The 20257-nt window shown below is 30.5% G+C and carries 19 protein-coding genes; 7 read left to right on the top strand and 12 right to left on the bottom strand.

Annotated features, from left to right (window positions below):
- Positions 1–22: 22 nt before the first annotated feature.
- From KEC48_RS15910 to KEC48_RS15900, 3 genes are all read right to left on the bottom strand, one after another.
- Positions 23–1627: an FAD-dependent oxidoreductase gene (locus KEC48_RS15910; protein ID WP_211963543.1), complete on the bottom strand. Its 1605-nt coding sequence runs from the start codon at positions 1625–1627 to the stop codon at positions 23–25.
- Entirely contained in the window at positions 1627–2190 is a 564-nt protein-coding gene (gene ahpC, locus KEC48_RS15905; RefSeq protein ID WP_211963534.1) for an alkyl hydroperoxide reductase subunit C, read from the bottom strand. Before ahpC ends, KEC48_RS15910 begins: the two co-directional genes overlap by 1 nt.
- Positions 2191–2338: 148 nt before the next feature.
- On the bottom strand, positions 2339–3190 hold the full coding sequence (locus tag KEC48_RS15900; RefSeq protein ID WP_211963532.1) for a YitT family protein: 852 nt from the start codon (positions 3188–3190) through the stop codon (positions 2339–2341).
- Between the two features lie 87 nt (positions 3191–3277).
- On the opposite strand from KEC48_RS15900, the gene KEC48_RS15895 reads away from it, so the two are divergent.
- Positions 3278–3901 carry a Crp/Fnr family transcriptional regulator gene (locus KEC48_RS15895; protein WP_249191381.1) on the top strand — a complete coding sequence of 208 codons (624 nt, stop codon included), beginning with the start codon at positions 3278–3280 and terminating at the stop codon, positions 3899–3901.
- 6 nt (positions 3902–3907) lie between these two features.
- On the opposite strand, the gene KEC48_RS15890 is transcribed toward KEC48_RS15895, so the two are convergent.
- From KEC48_RS15890 to KEC48_RS15850, 9 genes are all read right to left on the bottom strand, one after another.
- Positions 3908–5503, bottom strand: coding sequence for an AarF/UbiB family protein (locus KEC48_RS15890; RefSeq protein ID WP_211963530.1), 1596 nt, complete (start codon positions 5501–5503; stop codon positions 3908–3910).
- The gene (locus tag KEC48_RS15885; protein ID WP_211963528.1) at positions 5487–5786 is read right to left on the bottom strand and encodes a hypothetical protein; all 300 of its coding nucleotides are present in this window, start codon (positions 5784–5786) and stop codon (positions 5487–5489) included. The genes KEC48_RS15890 and KEC48_RS15885 overlap by 17 nt, the downstream gene beginning before the upstream one ends.
- A gap of 126 nt (positions 5787–5912) precedes the next feature.
- Positions 5913–7775: a hypothetical protein gene (locus KEC48_RS15880; protein ID WP_211963526.1), complete on the bottom strand. Its 1863-nt coding sequence runs from the start codon at positions 7773–7775 to the stop codon at positions 5913–5915.
- Between the two features lie 227 nt (positions 7776–8002).
- Positions 8003–8416: a hypothetical protein gene (locus KEC48_RS15875; protein WP_211963524.1), complete on the bottom strand. Its 414-nt coding sequence runs from the start codon at positions 8414–8416 to the stop codon at positions 8003–8005.
- A 25-nt stretch (positions 8417–8441) separates the two neighbouring features.
- A complete protein-coding gene (locus KEC48_RS15870; RefSeq protein ID WP_211963522.1) occupies positions 8442–9338 on the bottom strand; it encodes a sugar phosphate nucleotidyltransferase in 897 nt (298 codons plus the stop codon).
- Between the two features lie 112 nt (positions 9339–9450).
- Positions 9451–11109: an O-antigen ligase family protein gene (locus tag KEC48_RS15865; protein WP_211963520.1), complete on the bottom strand. Its 1659-nt coding sequence runs from the start codon at positions 11107–11109 to the stop codon at positions 9451–9453.
- Positions 11110–11156: 47 nt separating this feature from the next.
- Positions 11157–12617, bottom strand: coding sequence for an LCP family protein (locus KEC48_RS15860; protein ID WP_211963518.1), 1461 nt, complete (start codon positions 12615–12617; stop codon positions 11157–11159).
- Positions 12618–13194: 577 nt separating this feature from the next.
- Positions 13195–13827 carry an NUDIX hydrolase gene (locus tag KEC48_RS15855; protein ID WP_211963516.1) on the bottom strand — a complete coding sequence of 211 codons (633 nt, stop codon included), beginning with the start codon at positions 13825–13827 and terminating at the stop codon, positions 13195–13197.
- Complete coding sequence (locus tag KEC48_RS15850; RefSeq protein WP_211963514.1) at positions 13824–15062, bottom strand: hypothetical protein; 1239 nt, start codon at positions 15060–15062, stop codon at positions 13824–13826. The genes KEC48_RS15855 and KEC48_RS15850 overlap by 4 nt, the downstream gene beginning before the upstream one ends.
- A gap of 551 nt (positions 15063–15613) precedes the next feature.
- Between KEC48_RS15850 and loaP the strand changes: the two genes are divergently transcribed.
- From loaP to KEC48_RS15820, 6 genes are read left to right on the top strand one after another with little or no spacing between them, the layout of a single operon-like run.
- Entirely contained in the window at positions 15614–16126 is a 513-nt protein-coding gene (gene loaP / locus KEC48_RS15845; RefSeq protein WP_211963512.1) for an antiterminator LoaP, read from the top strand.
- A gap of 33 nt (positions 16127–16159) precedes the next feature.
- The gene (locus KEC48_RS15840; RefSeq protein WP_211963511.1) at positions 16160–16681 is read left to right on the top strand and encodes an acetyltransferase; all 522 of its coding nucleotides are present in this window, start codon (positions 16160–16162) and stop codon (positions 16679–16681) included.
- Positions 16674–17288 carry a sugar transferase gene (locus tag KEC48_RS15835; protein WP_211963509.1) on the top strand — a complete coding sequence of 205 codons (615 nt, stop codon included), beginning with the start codon at positions 16674–16676 and terminating at the stop codon, positions 17286–17288. Before KEC48_RS15840 ends, KEC48_RS15835 begins: the two co-directional genes overlap by 8 nt.
- The gene (locus KEC48_RS15830; RefSeq protein WP_211963502.1) at positions 17285–18148 is read left to right on the top strand and encodes an NAD-dependent epimerase/dehydratase family protein; all 864 of its coding nucleotides are present in this window, start codon (positions 17285–17287) and stop codon (positions 18146–18148) included. Before KEC48_RS15835 ends, KEC48_RS15830 begins: the two co-directional genes overlap by 4 nt.
- Positions 18145–19296, top strand: a complete 1152-nt coding sequence (locus KEC48_RS15825; RefSeq protein ID WP_211963500.1) for a glycosyltransferase family 4 protein — start codon at positions 18145–18147, stop codon at positions 19294–19296. The genes KEC48_RS15830 and KEC48_RS15825 overlap by 4 nt, the downstream gene beginning before the upstream one ends.
- Positions 19286–20257 carry a glycosyltransferase family 2 protein gene (locus KEC48_RS15820; protein WP_211963499.1) on the top strand — a complete coding sequence of 324 codons (972 nt, stop codon included), beginning with the start codon at positions 19286–19288 and terminating at the stop codon, positions 20255–20257. Before KEC48_RS15825 ends, KEC48_RS15820 begins: the two co-directional genes overlap by 11 nt.

The raw sequence follows: 20257 nt of genomic DNA, 5'->3' as shown, positions 1-20257 counted from the left end.
ATTCAACTTAAAAAAACTTCAATTAATGAAGTTTTTTTAATATTTCAATAATATCTTCAATCTTTTTCTTTCCAAAGGAAATATGTTGTTGATCAATGACCATACATGGAACACTCATGATTTTATACTGTTCCTTATATTGTGGAAAATGAGATAAATCATAAATAGATGTTTGAATGTTGTGATTGAGTAAAGCTATGCGTTGTGTGGCCTGAACAAGTTCTGGGCACATAGTACATGATAAAGATACAAAAACTTGAATAGAATGGCGATCAAGAGCTTTGATTTGATGAATGATTTGTTCATCCAATGGTTGTCCTTGACTTCCGGCATTATAAATAGCTAAGATAAAGGAATTAAATTCATGACCACCAGGTACCATATAGTAATGCACACCTACATCTTGTTTATTGACATCACATAAAATCATACAAGGTTGATCATTTGTTTCCTGATAGGATATATGAATCTTATCACTTAAAGAAGCTATTTCTTCCATGAAATTTTTGATTTCTAAAGAAAAATCATCTTTTTTCAGTTGCCCTATAATATGAACATCTTTTGTTAATCTTTCTAGTATGGGTTTTAATTGTTGACGGATATCATGGCTGATAAACAAAGATGTGTCTTGTGATGTTTTTGATTCTTGATAAGATAAATGTTTTTGATAAGCCTTTGTTTCAATCTTATATTTTTCTTTTATAGATGTTATATATTTTTCTAAAGATGTTGCAGCAATTGCCCCATCACTAACAGCAGTAACAACTTGACGTAAATCTTTTTCACAAATATCTCCAGCTCCATAAACACCATCTAAACTTGTTTTTTGATGACGATCAGTCATTAAATATCCTTGTGAGTTTAAATTTAACTGATCTTGAAACAAGGCATTTTCAGGAACATATCCAGCAAAAATAAAGATTCCAAAGCGTTCCTGTTTGTTATCATATCGCCAAATCGATTGATCTTTGTTATTTCTAAAAACAGCATATTCCAAAGTTTCATTTCCACCAGCTTCAATGATTTCTGTTTCAAAAATAACATCTATTTTCTCATGGACACGGACTTCATCTGCAATTGTCTTGGCACATGTAAAATCTTCTTCTCTGACAATCATTGTCACTTTTGAAGCATACTGTGTTAAAAAGATAGCTTCCTCACATGCCGCAAAGCCTCCACCAATAACAAATAATGGACATCCTTCAAAAAATTCTCCATCACATGTGGCACAATAAGCAATACCTCTGCCTTGAAATTCTTTTTCACCCGGAAAACCTAATTGACGTGGATGGGCTCCTGTGGCTAAAACTAAACCAACTGATTCAAAAGCGCCTTGAGAGGTTTCAATCTTTTTGATAGGTTGATCTAATATCAGCTTTTTTACTGTTGCTTTTTGAAAAGAGGCTCCAAATCTTTCAGCCTGTTGACGCATTTTTTGAGTCAGACCTTCACCAGAATCTTCTAAAACGCCCGGATAATTGACAATATCTGATGTAATAGTGATTTGTCCACCTATTTTTTCTTTTTCTAAGACAAGGACACTATATTTTGCTCGAGCAAGATAGATTGCTGCAGAAAGCCCAGCTGGGCCTCCTCCAACAACAATTGCATCATAAACTTTTGCCATTATAACATTCCTACTAAGTCTAGTGATGGTTTCAATGTTTCTTCACCTGGTTGCCATTTAGCAGGGCAAACTTCATCTCCATGTTCAGCAACAAATTGTGAAGCTTGAACACGTCTTAATAATTCATCACTATTACGTCCTACATTTCCTGCAATCACTTCATAAGCCACAACTTTTCCTTCTGGATTTAAAATAAACGTTCCTCTCTCAGCCAATCCATCAGCTTCAATATAAACATCCAAATCTTTTGCTAGAGTGGCTGTTGGATCAGCTAACATTGGATATTGAATTTTTTGAATACGTTTAGATGTATCGTGCCATGCTTTATGAACAAAGTGTGTATCACATGATACTGAATAAATTTCACAATTGTTTTTCTTAAATTCTTCATATTTATCCGCTAAATCTTCTAATTCTGTTGGACATACAAAAGTAAAATCGGCAGGATAGAAAAATAAAACATTCCATTTTCCTAAAAGATTTTCTTTTGTAATTTCTTTAAATTCTCCATTTTGATAAGCTTGTGCTTTAAATTCTTTGATTTCTTTTCCAATTAATGACATCGTTTCTACCTCCTATTGTATTTTAAACATTTTTATCTTTTTTATACGATTCATTATAGTTAGCCTTAACTAACTATATGCAGTTTAACATACAACTTTTTCTTATGCAAACAATATGCACTATAAACAAAAAAAGCTCATTTGAGCTTTAAGCATTTCTTTTTTCTAATGTAAAACCTTTTCCTCCCACTTCTTCTACATGAGATACAATCACAAAGGCTACTGGATCAATCTCATGAATTTTTGCTTTAATGGCAGGTAGCTTACGATAAGGTAAAACAGATAATAATAATTTAGAATTTTCTTGTGTAAAACCTTTTTCACTGGCAAGGAGTGTGACTCCTGCATCAAATTCATGTAAAATAGATTGTTTAATATCTTCATAATGATCACTAATAACAGTCAATTGAACTAAACTTGTTCCCTGCGTCAATGTTTTATTTAACACGACAGCTGTAATCATGACAATCATAATTCCATAAATCACATGTGTTGTATCATTAAACGTAAATTGTAAAACAAGAATAGATAAATCAATACAATTTAAGACAATATGTACAGGAAAACCAAATTTCTTATTAAGAAGAATGGCTAAAATATCAACCCCACCTGTAGAAGCATTGGCTTTTAAAATGAGTCCAATACCAACGCCAACCAGACAGGCTGCTAAAATAGCTGCTAGTAAAGGATCTTCTAAATAATGGTGAAACATTGCATGTGTTTCAAAGAATTGTAAAATAATTGGAAAAAGGAATGTGGAAAGCAATGTTGTCATAGCAAATTTTTTTCCAATGAAAAAGAGTCCTACTAAAAACAAACAGACATTTAAACATCCAACACTTAATGAAACAGGAATATTGAAATAATGATTTAATACATTTCCTATTCCAGAAGTTCCTCCAACAATAATATGATTTTCTAAAATGAGTGTATTGATTGCGAGAGCAATAAAAATATTTCCAATAATGATATAAACCAGATTTAAGATTTTTTGTTTCATGTTCTTCACCCCGAACAAGACTTTATCATATCTCCTTTTTTTTAAATGTAATCTATGTTACAATTAGAAAGAAAAGTGGTGAAGTCAATGAAATTAAAAAAAGAATGCTACCCCTATTTTGAAAAAGCAGGTCAAATACAAAACTATCAAAAAACAGACTTAATTTATATGCAAGAAGACGATGCTGATCTTATTTACTTGATTATCAAAGGAAAAGTTAGAGTCTATGTGATGAATTCTAATGGCAAGGAAGTCACTATTGATATTTTAAAAAGTGGTGAAATTTTTGGTGAATCTGCTCTGATTCCTCATTCCAAACGTCCTACAACAGTAGAAGCTTTACAGGATGTTCAACTCATTGCCTGTTATCCTGAAAAACTCTATCTCTATTGTCAGCAATCCCAAGAATTAATGATTTTTATTATGCAATCCATGTCTAAAACATGTGATTATTTAACGGCTATGATGAAAAGATCCTATACTTATAATCGTTATGAAAAGGTAGCGGCTTTCCTATTAGATCAAATACAATACGATCAGCAACAAGAAATCTCTTATACTCATGAGGAAATGGCTTCATTACTGGGATTATCACGTGTCACCGTAACAAAAGTTTTAAATGAATTTGAAAAAGAAAAAATGATTTTATTGCAATATAAAACCATCGTGATTAAAGATAAAAATAAACTGTATTCGCTTTTACATAAGTGAATACAGTTATTTCTTTTGCTTTCTTTCTTTTAAAACCGTCAATAATAACCAGATACCTAATCCAACGGCTGTCATATAACCAATAAAACCTAAGGCTGGAATTCCAAAAACTTTAGGCGTCATTTGTGTTGTACACAATAAGCTACTTGCCATCAATAAACCTGCACTGACAATACCGACGACAAGTTTATTAACCATATGGTTAATAGCATTCATAGGTACACTTGATTCCATCATATCAAGATTAATTTTGAGTCGCCCTTTCATGATCATACGCATGACATCGGATAATTGGGCAGGAATATGTAACATGTTCTGTGAAGCACTATAGAGATTTTTTATCGCATTGGTCAATTCTTTTTGATAATCTAAATGACGAGAAAGATGATTTGCAACATGATTAGCCGCAATTTCTATAATACTAATATGGGGATCAATGAGCATGACAGTGCTTTCTATAGTGACTAACCCTCTTGCTAACATACTGACACCTTTTGGCATAGAGATACGATGTTTATGAGCAATGACAAAGATTTCTTGTACAACATCTCCCAAGTTGATATCTGTTAAATCAACTGTTACATAATGTTTCATAAAAGTTTCTATATTATCATAAAACAAAGCATAATCAATACGATTATCATGTTCACCTAAAGTCAAAATCACATCAACCAGTTTTTGCGTATCATTTTGTCCGATTGCCAAAACAGCATCCTTCATCAAATCTTTATCAGCACGATTCAAAATACCCATCATACCAAAATCAATCCAGACAATCTTTCCATCACGAACTCTTAAATTACCTGGATGAGGATCAGCATGAAAAAATCCATCATCTACAATCTGCTTAATATAGTTTTCAGCTAGTTTTGCAGCAATTTCTCTTAAATCATATCCTGCTTCCATTAAATGAATACGATTATCTATTTCAAAACCATCAATATATTCCATCACTAAAACCTTGCTCGTGCTATATTCATCAATAATCAGTGGTGCTTCAATATATTGAATATCTTGATGTAAATAAGCAAATTTTCTGGCATAGTGAGCCTCATTTAAAAAATCCATTTCTTCCTTAGCAGTATGCCAGAATTCATCTAAAACAATATTTAAATCTACAACACTTCCAAGTACATCATTTAACTTAAGAATTTTTACAGCTTTACGAATCAAGGAAATATCTCTTTCCATCATTTCGTAAATATCAGGACGTTGAACTTTCACAACAATATGTCGACCATCTTTTAATGTTGCTTTATGAACTTGAGCAATCGAAGCACTTCCTAAAGGAATCTCATCAAAATCTAAAAAAACATCACTTAATTTTTGATGATATTCATTTTCAATAACACTTTTGACTGTTTCTATGCTCATTGAAGCAACATTATCTCTTAATTTCACCAGCTCTCGACAATAACGTTGAGAAAACATATCCTGTCTGGAAGCCATAATTTGACCTATCTTAACAAATGTTGGACCTAAATCTTCTAAAATCATTCTAAATTTAACAGGATCAATGCCTTTAGCCAGATGATGTTTTCTCAGTATTGCCAGAATTTGAGCAAGTCGACGTTTTGTACTTAAACTATTCTTTTGTTTCATTCTTTGCTTTTTGTAATGCCTCAATTTTTGCTTTTAAGGCTTCTAAATCTTCTACGTCCATTTCCTGTAAATCTTTTTCTACTGTTTCTACAGTTATAGGTTTTCTTAGTTTTTCAGCAACATTATGTTTTAATTCTTCATTTAAAACTTTTCCTTGTTCAACAGTTAATTCACCTTTTTTTACTAAATCTTCTACAACTTCTTTAGATTTTTCAGCTGTCACTGCCACAGCACCAATACCAGCTAATAATACTTTTTTTAAATCTTCACTCCAATTATTCATAACAAAATTCCTCCTTTGATATCTCTATTTTACTACGAATTTCTACAAATGTGTAGTTTAACAAAACGTGAAATAAAAAAGGCGATACAAATCATATCTCATGATTATATATCGCCCATAAACTCATTATTTATTTAATAATTTTTCTCTTTTTTTATTAAGAACGACAATTCCAGCTCCTACAACAGATAAAGAAAGCATTAAACCATATAAAATAGTTTGTGAATTATCATCTGTCTTCACTGTTTTATCACTTTCAGCAGGTTTTTGTTCTGGTTTGTTTGTTGTATCTTGAACTGGTTTATCTGTATCTTCTGGATTTGGAGTTACAGTTACATCAATATTTTTATCCCAAATCATATAAATTGTTGTATCTTCATTAAATGGTACATTTGCTTTTAAAGCTTCTGTTCCTTCAACATCTAAGAAGAATCCTTTAAATGTATATCCTTCAAAGTTGAAACCATCTTTCATTGAATCTAATTCTTTTAAATCAGCTTCACTTAAAACTGATCCTTTTGCAATTCCTTTAATTTGAGTATCTTCTAATGTTAAACCTAATTCTTCTAAGTTGACTTCTTTACCATCAACAATAGCTTTCATTGTAATTGTAATTGTTTCTTGTTCTGGTTGTTCTGGTTTTGAATCTTCACCTGGAGTCGTTGGCTCAGTTGGTTGTGTTGGTTCTGTAATCACACCATTATTAACAGTCACTTCTTTATTATTCATAGTAACTGTAACAGTTTCTGGTAAATTCACTACTTCTTCTAACAAAATTGAATCTTGTTTATCAGCATCAACATAATATAATCCGACAGATTCATCTGGTGATGTCACATTGATTGTAGCATTATTAGCAACACTCAATACTGGATCAACACTTGATCTATTATCAATATTAATACCACCCCAAGAATTTTCACCTAATTGGAATGTTGTTGTACCGTTTAAATCAAGTTGACCACCATTTAATACAACAGCAGCTCCTCCAGCAGTATTTCTGTTATCAATCTCTAATCCATCAGTTTTAACATCGACACCATAAATATGTAAACCACTCTTTGTTGATTCATCAGTCACAATCTTAACATTATTTAATTGAACACCTTTTGAAGTCACTGTGACAACATTATCTTTTGTCGTGAAATTATCAGCAACAAAAGCACCACCATCACCTATAATTGTCATCGCTTCACTTATATTGAATGTTTCTTTTAATTGAATGTCTTCTCTAACACTAACTTCTACAACATTCTTATCTTTTTTAGCAGTTATAAAATCAACTAAATCATCTGCATTAACATAAGCAAGTTGACGTGATTCACCATCATCAGTCATGACTGTAGATAAATTCAATGAATCAACCCATCCAAAATTATCTGTACATACTACTGATTGAGTAGGATTGCTGTCAACTGTACGGCATACAATTGTTCCATTACTAAAACTAGCGTATCCGTGATCTTCATCTCCATCAACATTAATACCATACCAAGATTTTTCTCCTAAATTCAAAGTATTAACACCAGTAAAATATGCTTCTGATTTATTAATAATAACTGGTGCCCCATCACTAGCTTTTTGATGATTAAATGTTGAATTCATAATAGTTACGATTGCACCACCATTGACTGATAATAAGTTTTTTGTATGTTCATTTGCTTCGAAAACTACATTGTCAAACACATAATGCTCTTGACTATCAATATTTATTAGATTAGCCAAATAACCCGTACCTGGATTTTCCCTTTCATCAATAATTGTCTTTGGTATTGGATTAGTATTCATAGGTTCAGTAATAGTAAAAGAACCCGTTATTCGAATTTCACCATCTGTCTCGTTTTCAAATGCCTCTTTAAATGCTTCAGCAGTAGAAACTTCCTTAGAAGCAACATCACCTGCTGCATATGCAGTTCCAGCAGTTAGACAAAGCCCAAGCATCATGACAAATGACAAACCTAATGCTAAAATTTTTCTTGTCTTTTTCATTGTATATCCTCCCATAATATTCAGTAGAATAAAAACTAATAAAGACCCAGAACTATTCTTTATTATTGTTTGTATTCTACTATAAATATAGTACCCCCCCCCGTGTATTTTTGTCAATGAAATTTCACTTTTAAAAAAATAATCTTCATTTATCGTATTTATTTGAAACATAATCTACAACAAAATAAAAGCAAGATAAATCTCACATCTTGCTCTCATCATAAATTTTATTCATACCAATCATCATAATCAGGGTATTGAGAAATATATCCCTTAGATTTGATAATACGTGGCTCAAAACTTTCCTTGACTTCAATAATATTTAACACTCTAATATGAAATATCCAGTCGTCCCCAAAATCATAATGAAGTAAAAATTTCTGACCATTACAAAGTCCAAGCTCATCAAGAGCGATATCCGTTGATGGTTCTCGCTCCATCATAGTGGCATAATATGCATCAGTACTATGTTGACGATTATCCATACAAAATTCATATAAATGCTCATCTATGAAATCAAAAGCATCTAAGATAGTCTTACATAATTGATCTAATGTTTCATCCCCACAGATTTCAATATTTCGATAGACATCACGTCCTTTACCTGCTGGATAAACCTTTATAGAATATTGTTTACTCATCATATACCTCACCACTGCTATGGTTTTAAAGTTTTTGTGGATACAATCCTTTTTCTACTAATAATTGAATGTTTTCTTTGACATAATCTTTATCTTCTTTATATGTTACACCAAACCATTCATCATGTGATTTTAATGCTGTTACTTTGGCTTTATTGTTATGCAATAAATCACCTATAATCGTTGGTAACAAATATTCAGCTTTCAGATTATCAGATGGCGTTGTTGCTAAAAAATCATTGAACCCCTTTTCTAAAATATCAAAGAATTCTGGATATAATCCCCACATGTTCATTGATACTGCTGAATCCAAATCAATTTCTTTTCCATCAGCAACAGCTTTACCGTTTACCTTTTCAATATTATGTGTTTCAACAATATCTACCAATTGATCATCTTTAACTTGACATACACCTCTTGTCACTCCACCATTATCACTTAATGTATTTTTCAAGATAAATCCAACCATGCATATTGGCATTGGCTCTTGAGGATGTTCCTGTGTCAAGTAACGATAAGCTTCTTCATAAGCCTCTCTACCATAATAGTCATCTGCATTAATGACAAGAAACGGTTCATGAACAAGTTCTTTACAAGCTAAAATGGCTTGTCCAGTTCCCCAAGGTTTTGTACGTCCTGTAAATTTATCCTTATATTGTTCAGGAATATCATCTATTTCTTGAAAAGCATATTCAACATGCACTTTTTTCTTCATTCTTTGGCCAATGATTTCATCAAAATCTTTTTCTAAATCTTTTCTAATGACAAAGACAACTTTATTAAATCCAGCTTCTAAAGCATCATAAATAGAATAATCCATGATGATTTCTCCATTTGGTCCTACTGGTTCTAACTGTTTGATTCCACCTCCAAATCGACTTCCTATTCCTGCCGCCATCACGACAAGTGTAACATGACTCATATTATTCAGCTCCTTAAATTATTTCTCAAAAATAATTATACCAATTTATTGACTTTATCACAATAAAATCAATATAATTTAACAAAAACTAAACATTACTCAATAAATCTCATTATTTAATTTGTGATTGATTATAGATTCCTTTGATTTCATCTTCAATGAGTGAATAAAAATCTCTTGCTAATCTTTTATCTAAATCATCATTTTGATCATATAATGTATAATAAACATTATATGCAAAGGAAGACTGACCTAAATAATATTGAACTTTCATCACATAATCATCATCTTGATAATGACTTTCTAATATTTCAAACTCTGGTTTCAAACTATTTATCTGTTCTTTATGATAAATAATGGATAATAATTCATAACGATTAAAAATAGCCACTTCGCTATCATCTACTAATGACATATCACTTTGATCATTTAACCAGTATATATATCCTAAAAATAACCAGGCTAGCGTTGCTGACAATGAATATACATAGAAAACACCAAAATCAAATAAACCGCCTATAAATTCACTCACAAAAACCATAACAAATAATAATATAATAAAATATGATTTTTTATTTCGATATTTTAATAAAATATCTCTTGCTGTAAATAATGTTTTAATAAAGAATAACATAAATAACAGGAAACCAAATATACCTGCTGTAATCAATGATTCCATAAAGACATTGTGGCTATGAAGGATCTGTTGTCCCCAATCATCACTTTGTGTCACATCAACTAACATATTTCTAAAGTTGCCTGCTCCTATTCCTTGAATTGGACTTTGTTGCCAGACTTTCAATGAATCCTTAGCTAAAGTAATTCTACCACTACTAACTTCATCAGCTAAATTGATAATCTTAGGAATGTTTTGCAATTCTCCTGTCATTGTTAAAGAGATAATTTCTTTGATCTTTTCTAATTGAAAACGACTATCCGTTTCTTCTCTAGCACCTTGTATTTGAGGAATGATGAATGCAACTTCTTGTACAATTCTTGTTCCTAACAATAAACATAAGCACATACCAACATTTAAACAAACCCTTTTGACATTTGATAGTTCTTTAGCCCTAAAGAAGCGATAATATACAACTGACGTTAAAATAATAGCCAAAATGATGATTGCTGCACGACATTGAGTTAAAATAATATAAGACAACTGAATACCTATATTTACTATATATAGAAAACTATATTCATAATGATTTCTAATAGCTATCATAGACATTAAAATGACAATAATAGCTAAAAAAGAAGCCGGATTGCAGTTAAAATAAACACCAAACAAACGATCTCCAACTAAACCAATATACCAACCATTTTGACTTCCTGAAATGTTTAAAAAATACATAAACAAAGAGATAAGAGAAGCACCTCCTACTAAAAAACAAGTGAAGGGAATGATTGTATGTAATTCTTGTTTTAATTTTTTTAGAGTCATAGATTTTGGTTGAGCAAAAATCAATATAAAAATAAATAATTGCATCACTGCTATTAATAAAGAATTTCTTGTTGAATAATCTTTATTTAAATAAGTGGCTACAAAAAGCAAAATACCATATAAACCAATTAATAATAGATGATTCTTTGAATAAAAGAATTGATTTTTAATAATACTATATATCAAAATCAAAGTACCATAAATCAATACAACGATTGATAATGGATTAAAATCAATTGCAAAATAACCTAAAGCTAAAGTATTTATAAATACATAAAAGATAAATAATAATTTAAAATATTTTCTTTCACCTAAAATTTTATCTAACATAGTAATACCCCTTTATATATAAAAGTGGAAGTTCCCTTCCACTTTTATTATTCTACAGTTTCACCATTCAAGACACTCTTAATAGCTGCTACATTTTCAGCAACACTATCATCATCTGGAATCATATAATACAGTTTTCTACTTGGCATATAAGCTCCTCCAGTTTGCATAACACCATGCCCAGAGAATTGTTTTTGGACCATATTCCATGAAGCCGTATCATTAATTTGCATTTGAATTAAGCTTGTAATTTCACGAGATGACATATTTGTTTCAAAACATCCTTCAATAGCATTTAAAACACTAGAATAATTTGTAATAACTGCTGGTGACATCATCTTATTCAACATACCCATAATAACAATTTGTTGATGGAAAACACGTTCATTATCTCCAGCACCAAAAGCATGTCTTTCTCTTGAATATTCTAATGCTTCATCACCATCAATAGAAATATTTCCTTTTGCAAAATATGTTCCATTATATCCTGTAAATGCTACATCATTATTAATTGTAATACCACCTAAAGCATCAACCATTTTAATTAATGATGTAAAGTTAACTCTTGCATAATAGTTAATATCAATACCTAAGAAATTTTCCATTGTTTCCACTGTATTATCAATACCAGCTAAACCAGAATGTGTTAATTTATCTTTTTGTCCCTTATTAGCAAGAGTCACATAGTAATCTCTTGGGATACTTGTTAACAAGATTTGTTTTGTTGTTGGATTCACTGTGACAATCATATTAACATCTGATCTAGATACAGTAGACACTGGGCCTGATGTATCAATACCACTAATATAAACAATAAATGGTTCTTTTGTCACATTAACATTTTTAGATATGTCTTTAATCTTTTCTTCAATATCAAATGACCAGATTACACGTGTATCATTTTGAAAATCTTCATGTTCTGCTTCAATAATAGCATAATAAGATTCATTAACTAAAATTGCTTTTGTATTTTCATCATATAAATCATTTGCCATTTTTGAATAGCTATCAATATCTTTCGTTTGAATAGATGATTCTTCTTTTTGCATGGCTTCAATTGCTTTTTGAGCATTTTCTTCATCTACAGAAGATACAGTTTCAACAGTTTCATTTTTAAGATCAGATAATTGTTTATAAGAACTGTCCTTTAATACAACAACTGAATAACGTTGTGTTTGAATATTTGCTCCAGTAATAGCATCAAGAACAGAAGTTCCTTGAGCAATTGATAATGTTCCAAATAACAAGGCTACACTCAATAAAATACTGACTAATTTACCAATTATATTTCTGACTTTACCTGTTCCTTTTTTCTTTGATGGTTTCATCAAGAAAAATGTTCCTAAACATAATAAGACAACAATTGCTATGACAATCATTGCATATTGCATAGGTAAAGCACCTAATTTAAATATAATACCAATTAAAGCTAAAGATGCAATAACCTGTATTCCTAAAATGACTTTCCAATCAATTATTTTTTTGACAATACTATTTGCTTTTGACATGAAATCCCTCTTTTCTTAATCGTTACCATAGTATCATATCAGTGTGTATTTTTCAAGAACATCAAGGATTTTGAAATCATATCTTTTCGGCTTTTTATTCATCCTATCAAGTAATAACATCTGACTAATGGATTAATCAAAATATTCATCTCAGTCATCAAAACGTTCAATTAAAAAAGAAACAAGAAACATAACTTTATCACAAACAACCATAGTTTAACAAAAATACATTGTTCAACATTAATAATTCACAAGAAGAGCTACATCAGAACATTAGACAAACTTTTTTGCAAATATGTTATACCATAGTGATAATATATTTGTAGAAACAATGAAAACATTACTTGATAAGATTGAAGCATTATTACAAAAAACATAAGTAAAGACACAACAAATGATTACTAAAAACTGAATTAATGATATAAGATGTTATCTGCACATTTATATGATTACATAGTTTTGTCAAGAACTACATGAAAAACAAAAAGAATATTAAAGACATCAATGATTATTGCAATTATTATATTTTTTCAAATACAAGGATACAATTAATTAAAGAAGCATTTTAATAATATTTTTATTTATAATTCCAATACAATGTTAAAGCTGCTAACGACATAGCATCATTAATTAAACCTTTTTGTATGTATTCTTTTAACTCTTTTTCATCTACTAATAAAATACTTTTAATTCCCTCATATCCACTTTTGAGATTAAATGAGTTTATATCAGCAACATAAACATCTACATTATTTCCAATCAATCCACTATCAGCTATTATACTAGGAAATTGTTTGATTTTTACTATATTTCCATTTATTTCCTCTCTAATTTCTTTTAATGCATTATCCATACTTGATATACCTTCTTCTCCAAAACCTCTAGGAAAAGCGTATTGATAGTTTCTTAAAGCATGTCTATATTGTTTTAAAAGTATATATTTATTTTGATATATAGGAATCACAAGAACACCATTATTTTCACATATAATCCTATCATACGTAAAATAATGATTATTCTGATCTTTAACTAGATCTACTACAAAAATATAGTAATCACTTTCATAAACCACACCTACTGAAACGTGATATTTATTTATATAATCTTCAATAGTCTTTTGATCAGTAATAATTGATAAAAGTTCATTATTATTTATGAAATGTTGCGGATATTTTTTAATAAGTTGATAATATCTTTCTAAATCAATCATAGTCTCATTCCTTTCATTAATACATGTAAATCCATAATAACATTCTTTCCTTGTTTAATAACATTAGATTTATAAAACCACTCAGGCATGAATCCAATAATGAAATCCTGTATTCCATCTAAAGCTAAATTATAAATAAATGTTATTAACAAAGCTGTGGAGTATGACTGCCACATATTTTCTATAAATGACAGATATTGAACAAACACCATAGCAATAAAAGCCACAATCAAACTCGTAATGATCCTTAGGGCTTCAATAAATGGACATGTCCATAAAATATACTTCCAATCAATATGTACCTTCTTGTAAATCATAGCAGCTAATGAAGTCATTCGATATCCAACGTTCCAATGACATATCGTTGGAGCTATATTTTCATTAAAATCTATTTTATTATTTTTTAAAATTTCATTTAAGTCTTTTTCTAGATGATCTTCTCTATGAATAATGGGAATGCTATATTCTAAAGCTTGATTATAAGCTAGATGAATAAATTCTTTTATAATATACTGATACTGAATAGGTATTAGTTCTTCTAACGTTAACAAGTAATCACTCCTTGTATCTCCTCTTTGTTTTGAATAATGTAAAATAATAAAATTTCGAAATATATTAGCATAAGGACTATCTATATTCTTTAAATAATATAGTATTTTTTTCATATAATCTACCATCTGATGATTAACTAATTCTTCTTTTGGTCTTGGTTTAACATAACTCTTATATTTTCCCATATATGCATTAATTGTTAATATAAATGCAATATATTGACATATAGAACTTTTATCTTCTTCTAATATATCTTTAGGCATAGTTTTTCTTGCATACAGTGTATCTCCGTATCTAATAGAATCACAAATACCTTGAAATATAACATTCTGGTAAATTCTTGGATATTTATTTAAAAATGAAAAGTATGTTGAACGAAAAGAAGAATTTGGATCATAATTTTGTTGAATATATTTAGATAAATTCATATTTTCTTGATATTGATTAACAAGTAATCTTTTGTCTTTAAAATAACTTAATAACGTTTTAAAAGATTCCTCATTATGAATGCAATGCAAAAATATTACAGAATCAACAATCTGATTATATGTTAGTACAACTGCTTTACCCTCATAAACTAAAGCATTAAATAAAACTTCTTCACCTTTAATCTGATCTTCGTATGAACTCTTCACACTATCTAATTCACTTAAATATACATAATCAGTAAAATCATTATTCATAAATTCCCCTTCTTTATCTATATAATATTATCTATATACATTCTATCAATTTTAAATACATGAACACAAGCCCCAAAATATTTCTTTATTTGCAAGTGCTAAATCATACATCTTTTTATCATATTTTATTAATTTCGTATAATCTATATCTAAATCATAACTTATATGCATATTCTGTAATATGTAAAATTCTATTTTTAAACTTTCAATGTTTTTTTAAAATATTTATTTTTTTAAAAACAACAATTTCACCATTATATGTAAGCCTGTCTATATATTTCACTAAAAAAATTACATTGTTTCATTCATTTGATGATATCATCACACCAGTGTAATGGTAAAATGACATTATGATGTTTTTCCTTTATTTCATCTAATGACCACATCAAGGATAATAGAGAGTTATCCGTCAGGAATGCTGTAGAGGGAAATCGTTGCCTTGTCACGTTTGTCTTGAGGTATGGTCATAGATGTGTGATGCGTTGAACATGTTTTTTTAAGTAAGACATGTTCGACAGGCGAAGCCTACCCTTTTTAAGGAGGTCATGGAAATGAACTGGTATGTCATGCAGGTCAGAAGCGGTCATGAAAGAGAAATAGCCGATAGATGCAGGTTTCTCATTTCAGATGATGTTCTTTATGAATGCTTCATTCCCGAGTTTGTCGCAAGGAAGAAGTTTAGAGGAGTCTGGCAGGATGTCAGATGCGTGCTCTTTCGGGGATATGTTTTCATGATCACGGAGCATATAGAAGAGCTCTATGTGGAGCTTAAGAAGATACCAGATCTCACCAAGATCATTGGAAAGAAGAAAGATGTCATCTATCCTCTGGAGGATGGCGAGGTAGAGTTTTTAAAGAGGTTTGCTGGAGATGACCATCTGGTAGACATGTCGGTAGGATTCATCGAGGGAGAAACAATACACATCAGCGAAGGACCACTGAAGGGATATGAAGGAATGATAACGAAGATAGACAGGCATAAGCGCATTGCCTATATCAGTCTGCACATCTTCGGCAACGATACAACAGCAAAGGTAGGACTAGAAATCATAAGCAAGAATTAGACAATTCTTGTTTTTTTATTGGGAGGAATATCAGTGAATCTGCTTATTATAGGAGCTGGAGGACATGGCAAGTGCTGCTATGAAATCGCAAAGCGCATGAAATGTTTTGAAGCTGTTGATTTTGTAGATGATCATGCCAAGCATGTACTGGACAAAGAGGTCATTGGAACAACAGAACAGCTCAAGCTTCTTCATCAGAAATACGACCTGGCATTTGTAGCGATTGGAAACAATCAGATTAGAAAGGAAATGACAGAGCTGTGCAAGCAGATTGGATATAGCATTTCCACTCTTATTGATCCTGCTGCCTTTGTATCTTCATATTGTCGCATTGGTGAAGGATGTGTCATCTTTCCTCATGCTACCATTGAAGCTACAGCTGTCATTGAAAAAGGATGCATCATTTCATCAAATACAACGATACATCATGATGCAACAGTTAACGAGTTTTCACTGGTCTATTCACAGTGTGCTATTAGACCATATTCCACTGTGGAAGAACTGACAACCATAGCCAGTGGAACAATCATTGAGGGAGGGAAAACAAGTGTATAAGCACTTCTTGAAACGTGTTATAGATTTTATACTTTCGCTGATTGGACTCATTGTATTAAGTCCTGTTTTTATTATTCTGTGCGTATGGATCAAGCTTGACAGCAAGGGACCTGTCTTCTTTAGACAGAAGAGAGTTGGAAAGAATAAAAAGCATTTCAACATATTAAAATTCAGAACAATGTATATAGATACGCCAAAGGATATGCCAACACATATGCTGTCCAATCCAGACCAGTATATAACAAAGGCTGGAAAGTTCCTGAGAAAAACATCACTTGATGAACTGCCACAGATCATCAATATATTGAAGGGAGAAATGGCTATCATAGGTCCAAGACCTGCATTGTGGAATCAAGATGACCTCATAGCTGAAAGAGATAAATATGGAACCAATGATATCAAGCCAGGACTGACAGGATGGGCACAGATCAATGGAAGAGATGAGCTTGAAATTGATGTCAAGGCAAGTTTGGATGGATACTATGTAGAACATATGTCATTTCCATTTGATGTGAAATGCTTCTTTGGAACAATCACATCCGTATTGAAGCATGAAGGTGTGGTTGAAGGTGGAACTGGTGAACTCCATAAGGAGGAAGAAGCATGAAGAGAATCCTGATTACTGGAAAGGACAGCTACATAGGAACAAGCTTCAAGAAATACCTTGAACAGTATCCAGAGGACTATTATGTAGAAGAGTTGGATGTTAGAGATGACAGCTGGAAAGAGTTTGACTTCTCTTCATTTGATGTTGTCTATCATGTAGCTGGGTTGGCACATTCTACACCAGATGAAAGTCAAAGAGAACTGTACTATAGAGTCAATACTAATTTAACTTATGATGTTGCCCTGAAGGCAAAGGAATCAAAGGTAAGTCAGTTTATTTTTATGTCATCCATCATTGTCTATGGAAGCGGAACAATTGGAAAAGATAGAATCATTACCAGGGATACACCATTGACACCAGACAATTTCTATGGTGACAGCAAGAAGCAGGCAGAAATCAAGATAAGACCACTTGAAGATGAACATTTCAATATAGTGATTGTAAGACCACCAATGATTTATGGTCCAGGGTCAAAGGGAAACTATCCATTACTTTCAAAGTTTGCGAAGAAGACACCCGTATTTCCAACATTGAAAAATCAAAGAAGCATGTTGTATCTAGGGAATCTGATGGAATTCATCAAACAGATGATTGACAACGAAGAGAGAGGCATATTCCTGCCACAGAACAGTGAATATGTATCAAGCTATGAACTCATCAAAGAGATAGCCAAAATAAACAATCATAAGATCTGGTTCTCAGGGATATTCAATCCATTTATCAGGATGTTCAACAAACAAGTCTATGTAAACAAGGTGTTTGGCAATCTGATGATTGATAAGGAATTATCGAAATACAAGAACGATTACAACATCTATTCACTGAAACAGTCAATAGAAATGACGGAGGTTTTATTATGAAAAAAGCACTCATGTATGCATCTGTTGCTTCCATGATTCAACAGTTTAACATGAACAATATATCACTACTTCAAGATCTAGGATATAAAGTTGATGTCGCATGCAATTTTGAATTTGGAAGTACCATTACAGATGAAAAGATTGAAAAACTTAAAGAACAGTTGACAAAAATGGATGTTAATTTTTATCAAATACCTGTTCCTAGAAAAATAACTGATATCAAAAATTTAAGATTGTCTTATAAGATGACAAAAGATTTAATGAATGAAAAAAAATATGATCTTGTTCATTGTCATTCGCCAATTGGTGGTATTATCTGTAGATTAGCTAACAAGCATTCAAAACATTATGATTCGACACGAATGATTTATACAGCTCATGGTTTTCATTTCTTTAAGGGAAATAATCCTTTAAAGAACTTTTTATTTAGAAATATAGAAAGATATGGAGCAAAATATACAGATACATTAATTACAATCAATAGAGAAGATTATGCGGCAGCAAAGAAATTTAAACTAAAAAAGAATGGAACGGTAGAATATGTGCCAGGTGTAGGAATTGATATAGATAAAATCAATTCAATTCAAGGAAACAAAGAAGAGCTATGTAAAGAACTAAAAATACCTGTAGATACTATATTGTTGCTTTCTGTTGGCGAATTGAGCAAGAGAAAAAATCATGAAGTAATTATTCGACTATTAAATCAGTTACCTGATAATATTCATTATGTAATTTGTGGACAAGGGCAATTAGAAAATTATTTATTAGATTTAGCCAAAAAATTAAATGTAAATAATAGATTACATCTTTTGGGATATAGAACAAATATTCCACAAATTATGAAGTCATGTGATATTTTTGTTTTCCCATCTTTACAAGAAGGATTACCTGTAGCTCTTATGGAAGCTATGGCATGTGGATTACCTTGCATTGCTAGTGAAATTAGAGGAAATGTTGATTTAATTAATGAGGATAAAAATGGATATTTATTTAATAACAAGAGAGAAAATGATTTATTAAATGCGTTTAGAAAAGCAATCAACAATAAAAAAGGTGATTTAGATATGGAGCAGTATAGTACAAAAAAAATCTGTCAACAAATGAAAAAAATTTATTTTGAATTAGAAAGTAAAAATAATGAATCCTAAAATTAATAATATAAATATTTCATTCATCGTTCCTGCATTTAATTGTGAAAAATATTTATATGATTGTGTTGACAGTATTGTAAAACAAAAATTAAAATCTATAGAAATAATAATCATTAATGATGGTTCAACTGATAATACTTTAAAAATAGCTGAAATGACACAAGAAAAATATCCTTCAATAATTAGAGTGTTTTCAAAAAAAAATGGAGGAGCGGCTTCTGCCAGAAATTATGGTCTTAAAAAAAGTATTGGAAAATATGTGATTTTTATAGATTCAGATGATTTAATTTTTGGTAATAGTTTAAATAAATGTATAGAAATAATGGAACAAAAAAATATAGATATATTTTTAAGTGATATTTCTTTATTAGTTAATGATAAAGTAAAAAGAAATGAACATAACTCGAGAAACATTTTGATTTCTTCTAATGTCTTGGAATATATATCTTATTTACCAAAATTCCCAGGATCATGCTGTTCAAAAATATTTTCTAGAGAATATTTAAATAAATATAGCTTATATTTTATAGAAGGTATTGTAAATGAGGATATAGATTATATGATAAATTGTTTTACAAACAATCCTATTATATATCATAGTAATATTTCATGGTATTTATATAGACAAAACGTTGTTAACTCAGTAACGCATACAGTTCATTCAAGAAATTGCTTTGATATGTTTGAAGTAATAGAAAAAAATTTAAATCTCACTACAAATATTAAAGAAATTAATAGGATTTTATGTTATGAATATACAACATTATTCTATTACTATAATAGGTTGAAAAAAGATGACAAAAAATCTTTAAAAAGGTATTTTAAAAAATATAGATACCTGCTATTACATAGAGGGAAAAAAGAAAAAATCATATATGTATTATATTTTGTTTTGGGGTTAGATATTTCAAGTTGTATTATTAGTGATTTATATAAAATAAAAAGAGGAAGTTGGTAA

The sequence above is a fragment of the Clostridium sp. C1 genome (genome assembly GCF_018223625.1).
Taxonomy (GTDB): Bacteria; Bacillota_I; Bacilli_A; order Erysipelotrichales; family Coprobacillaceae; genus Allocoprobacillus.
Note: the sequence above shows the minus strand (reverse complement) of the source record. Positions and strands in the feature narration are given on the sequence as shown.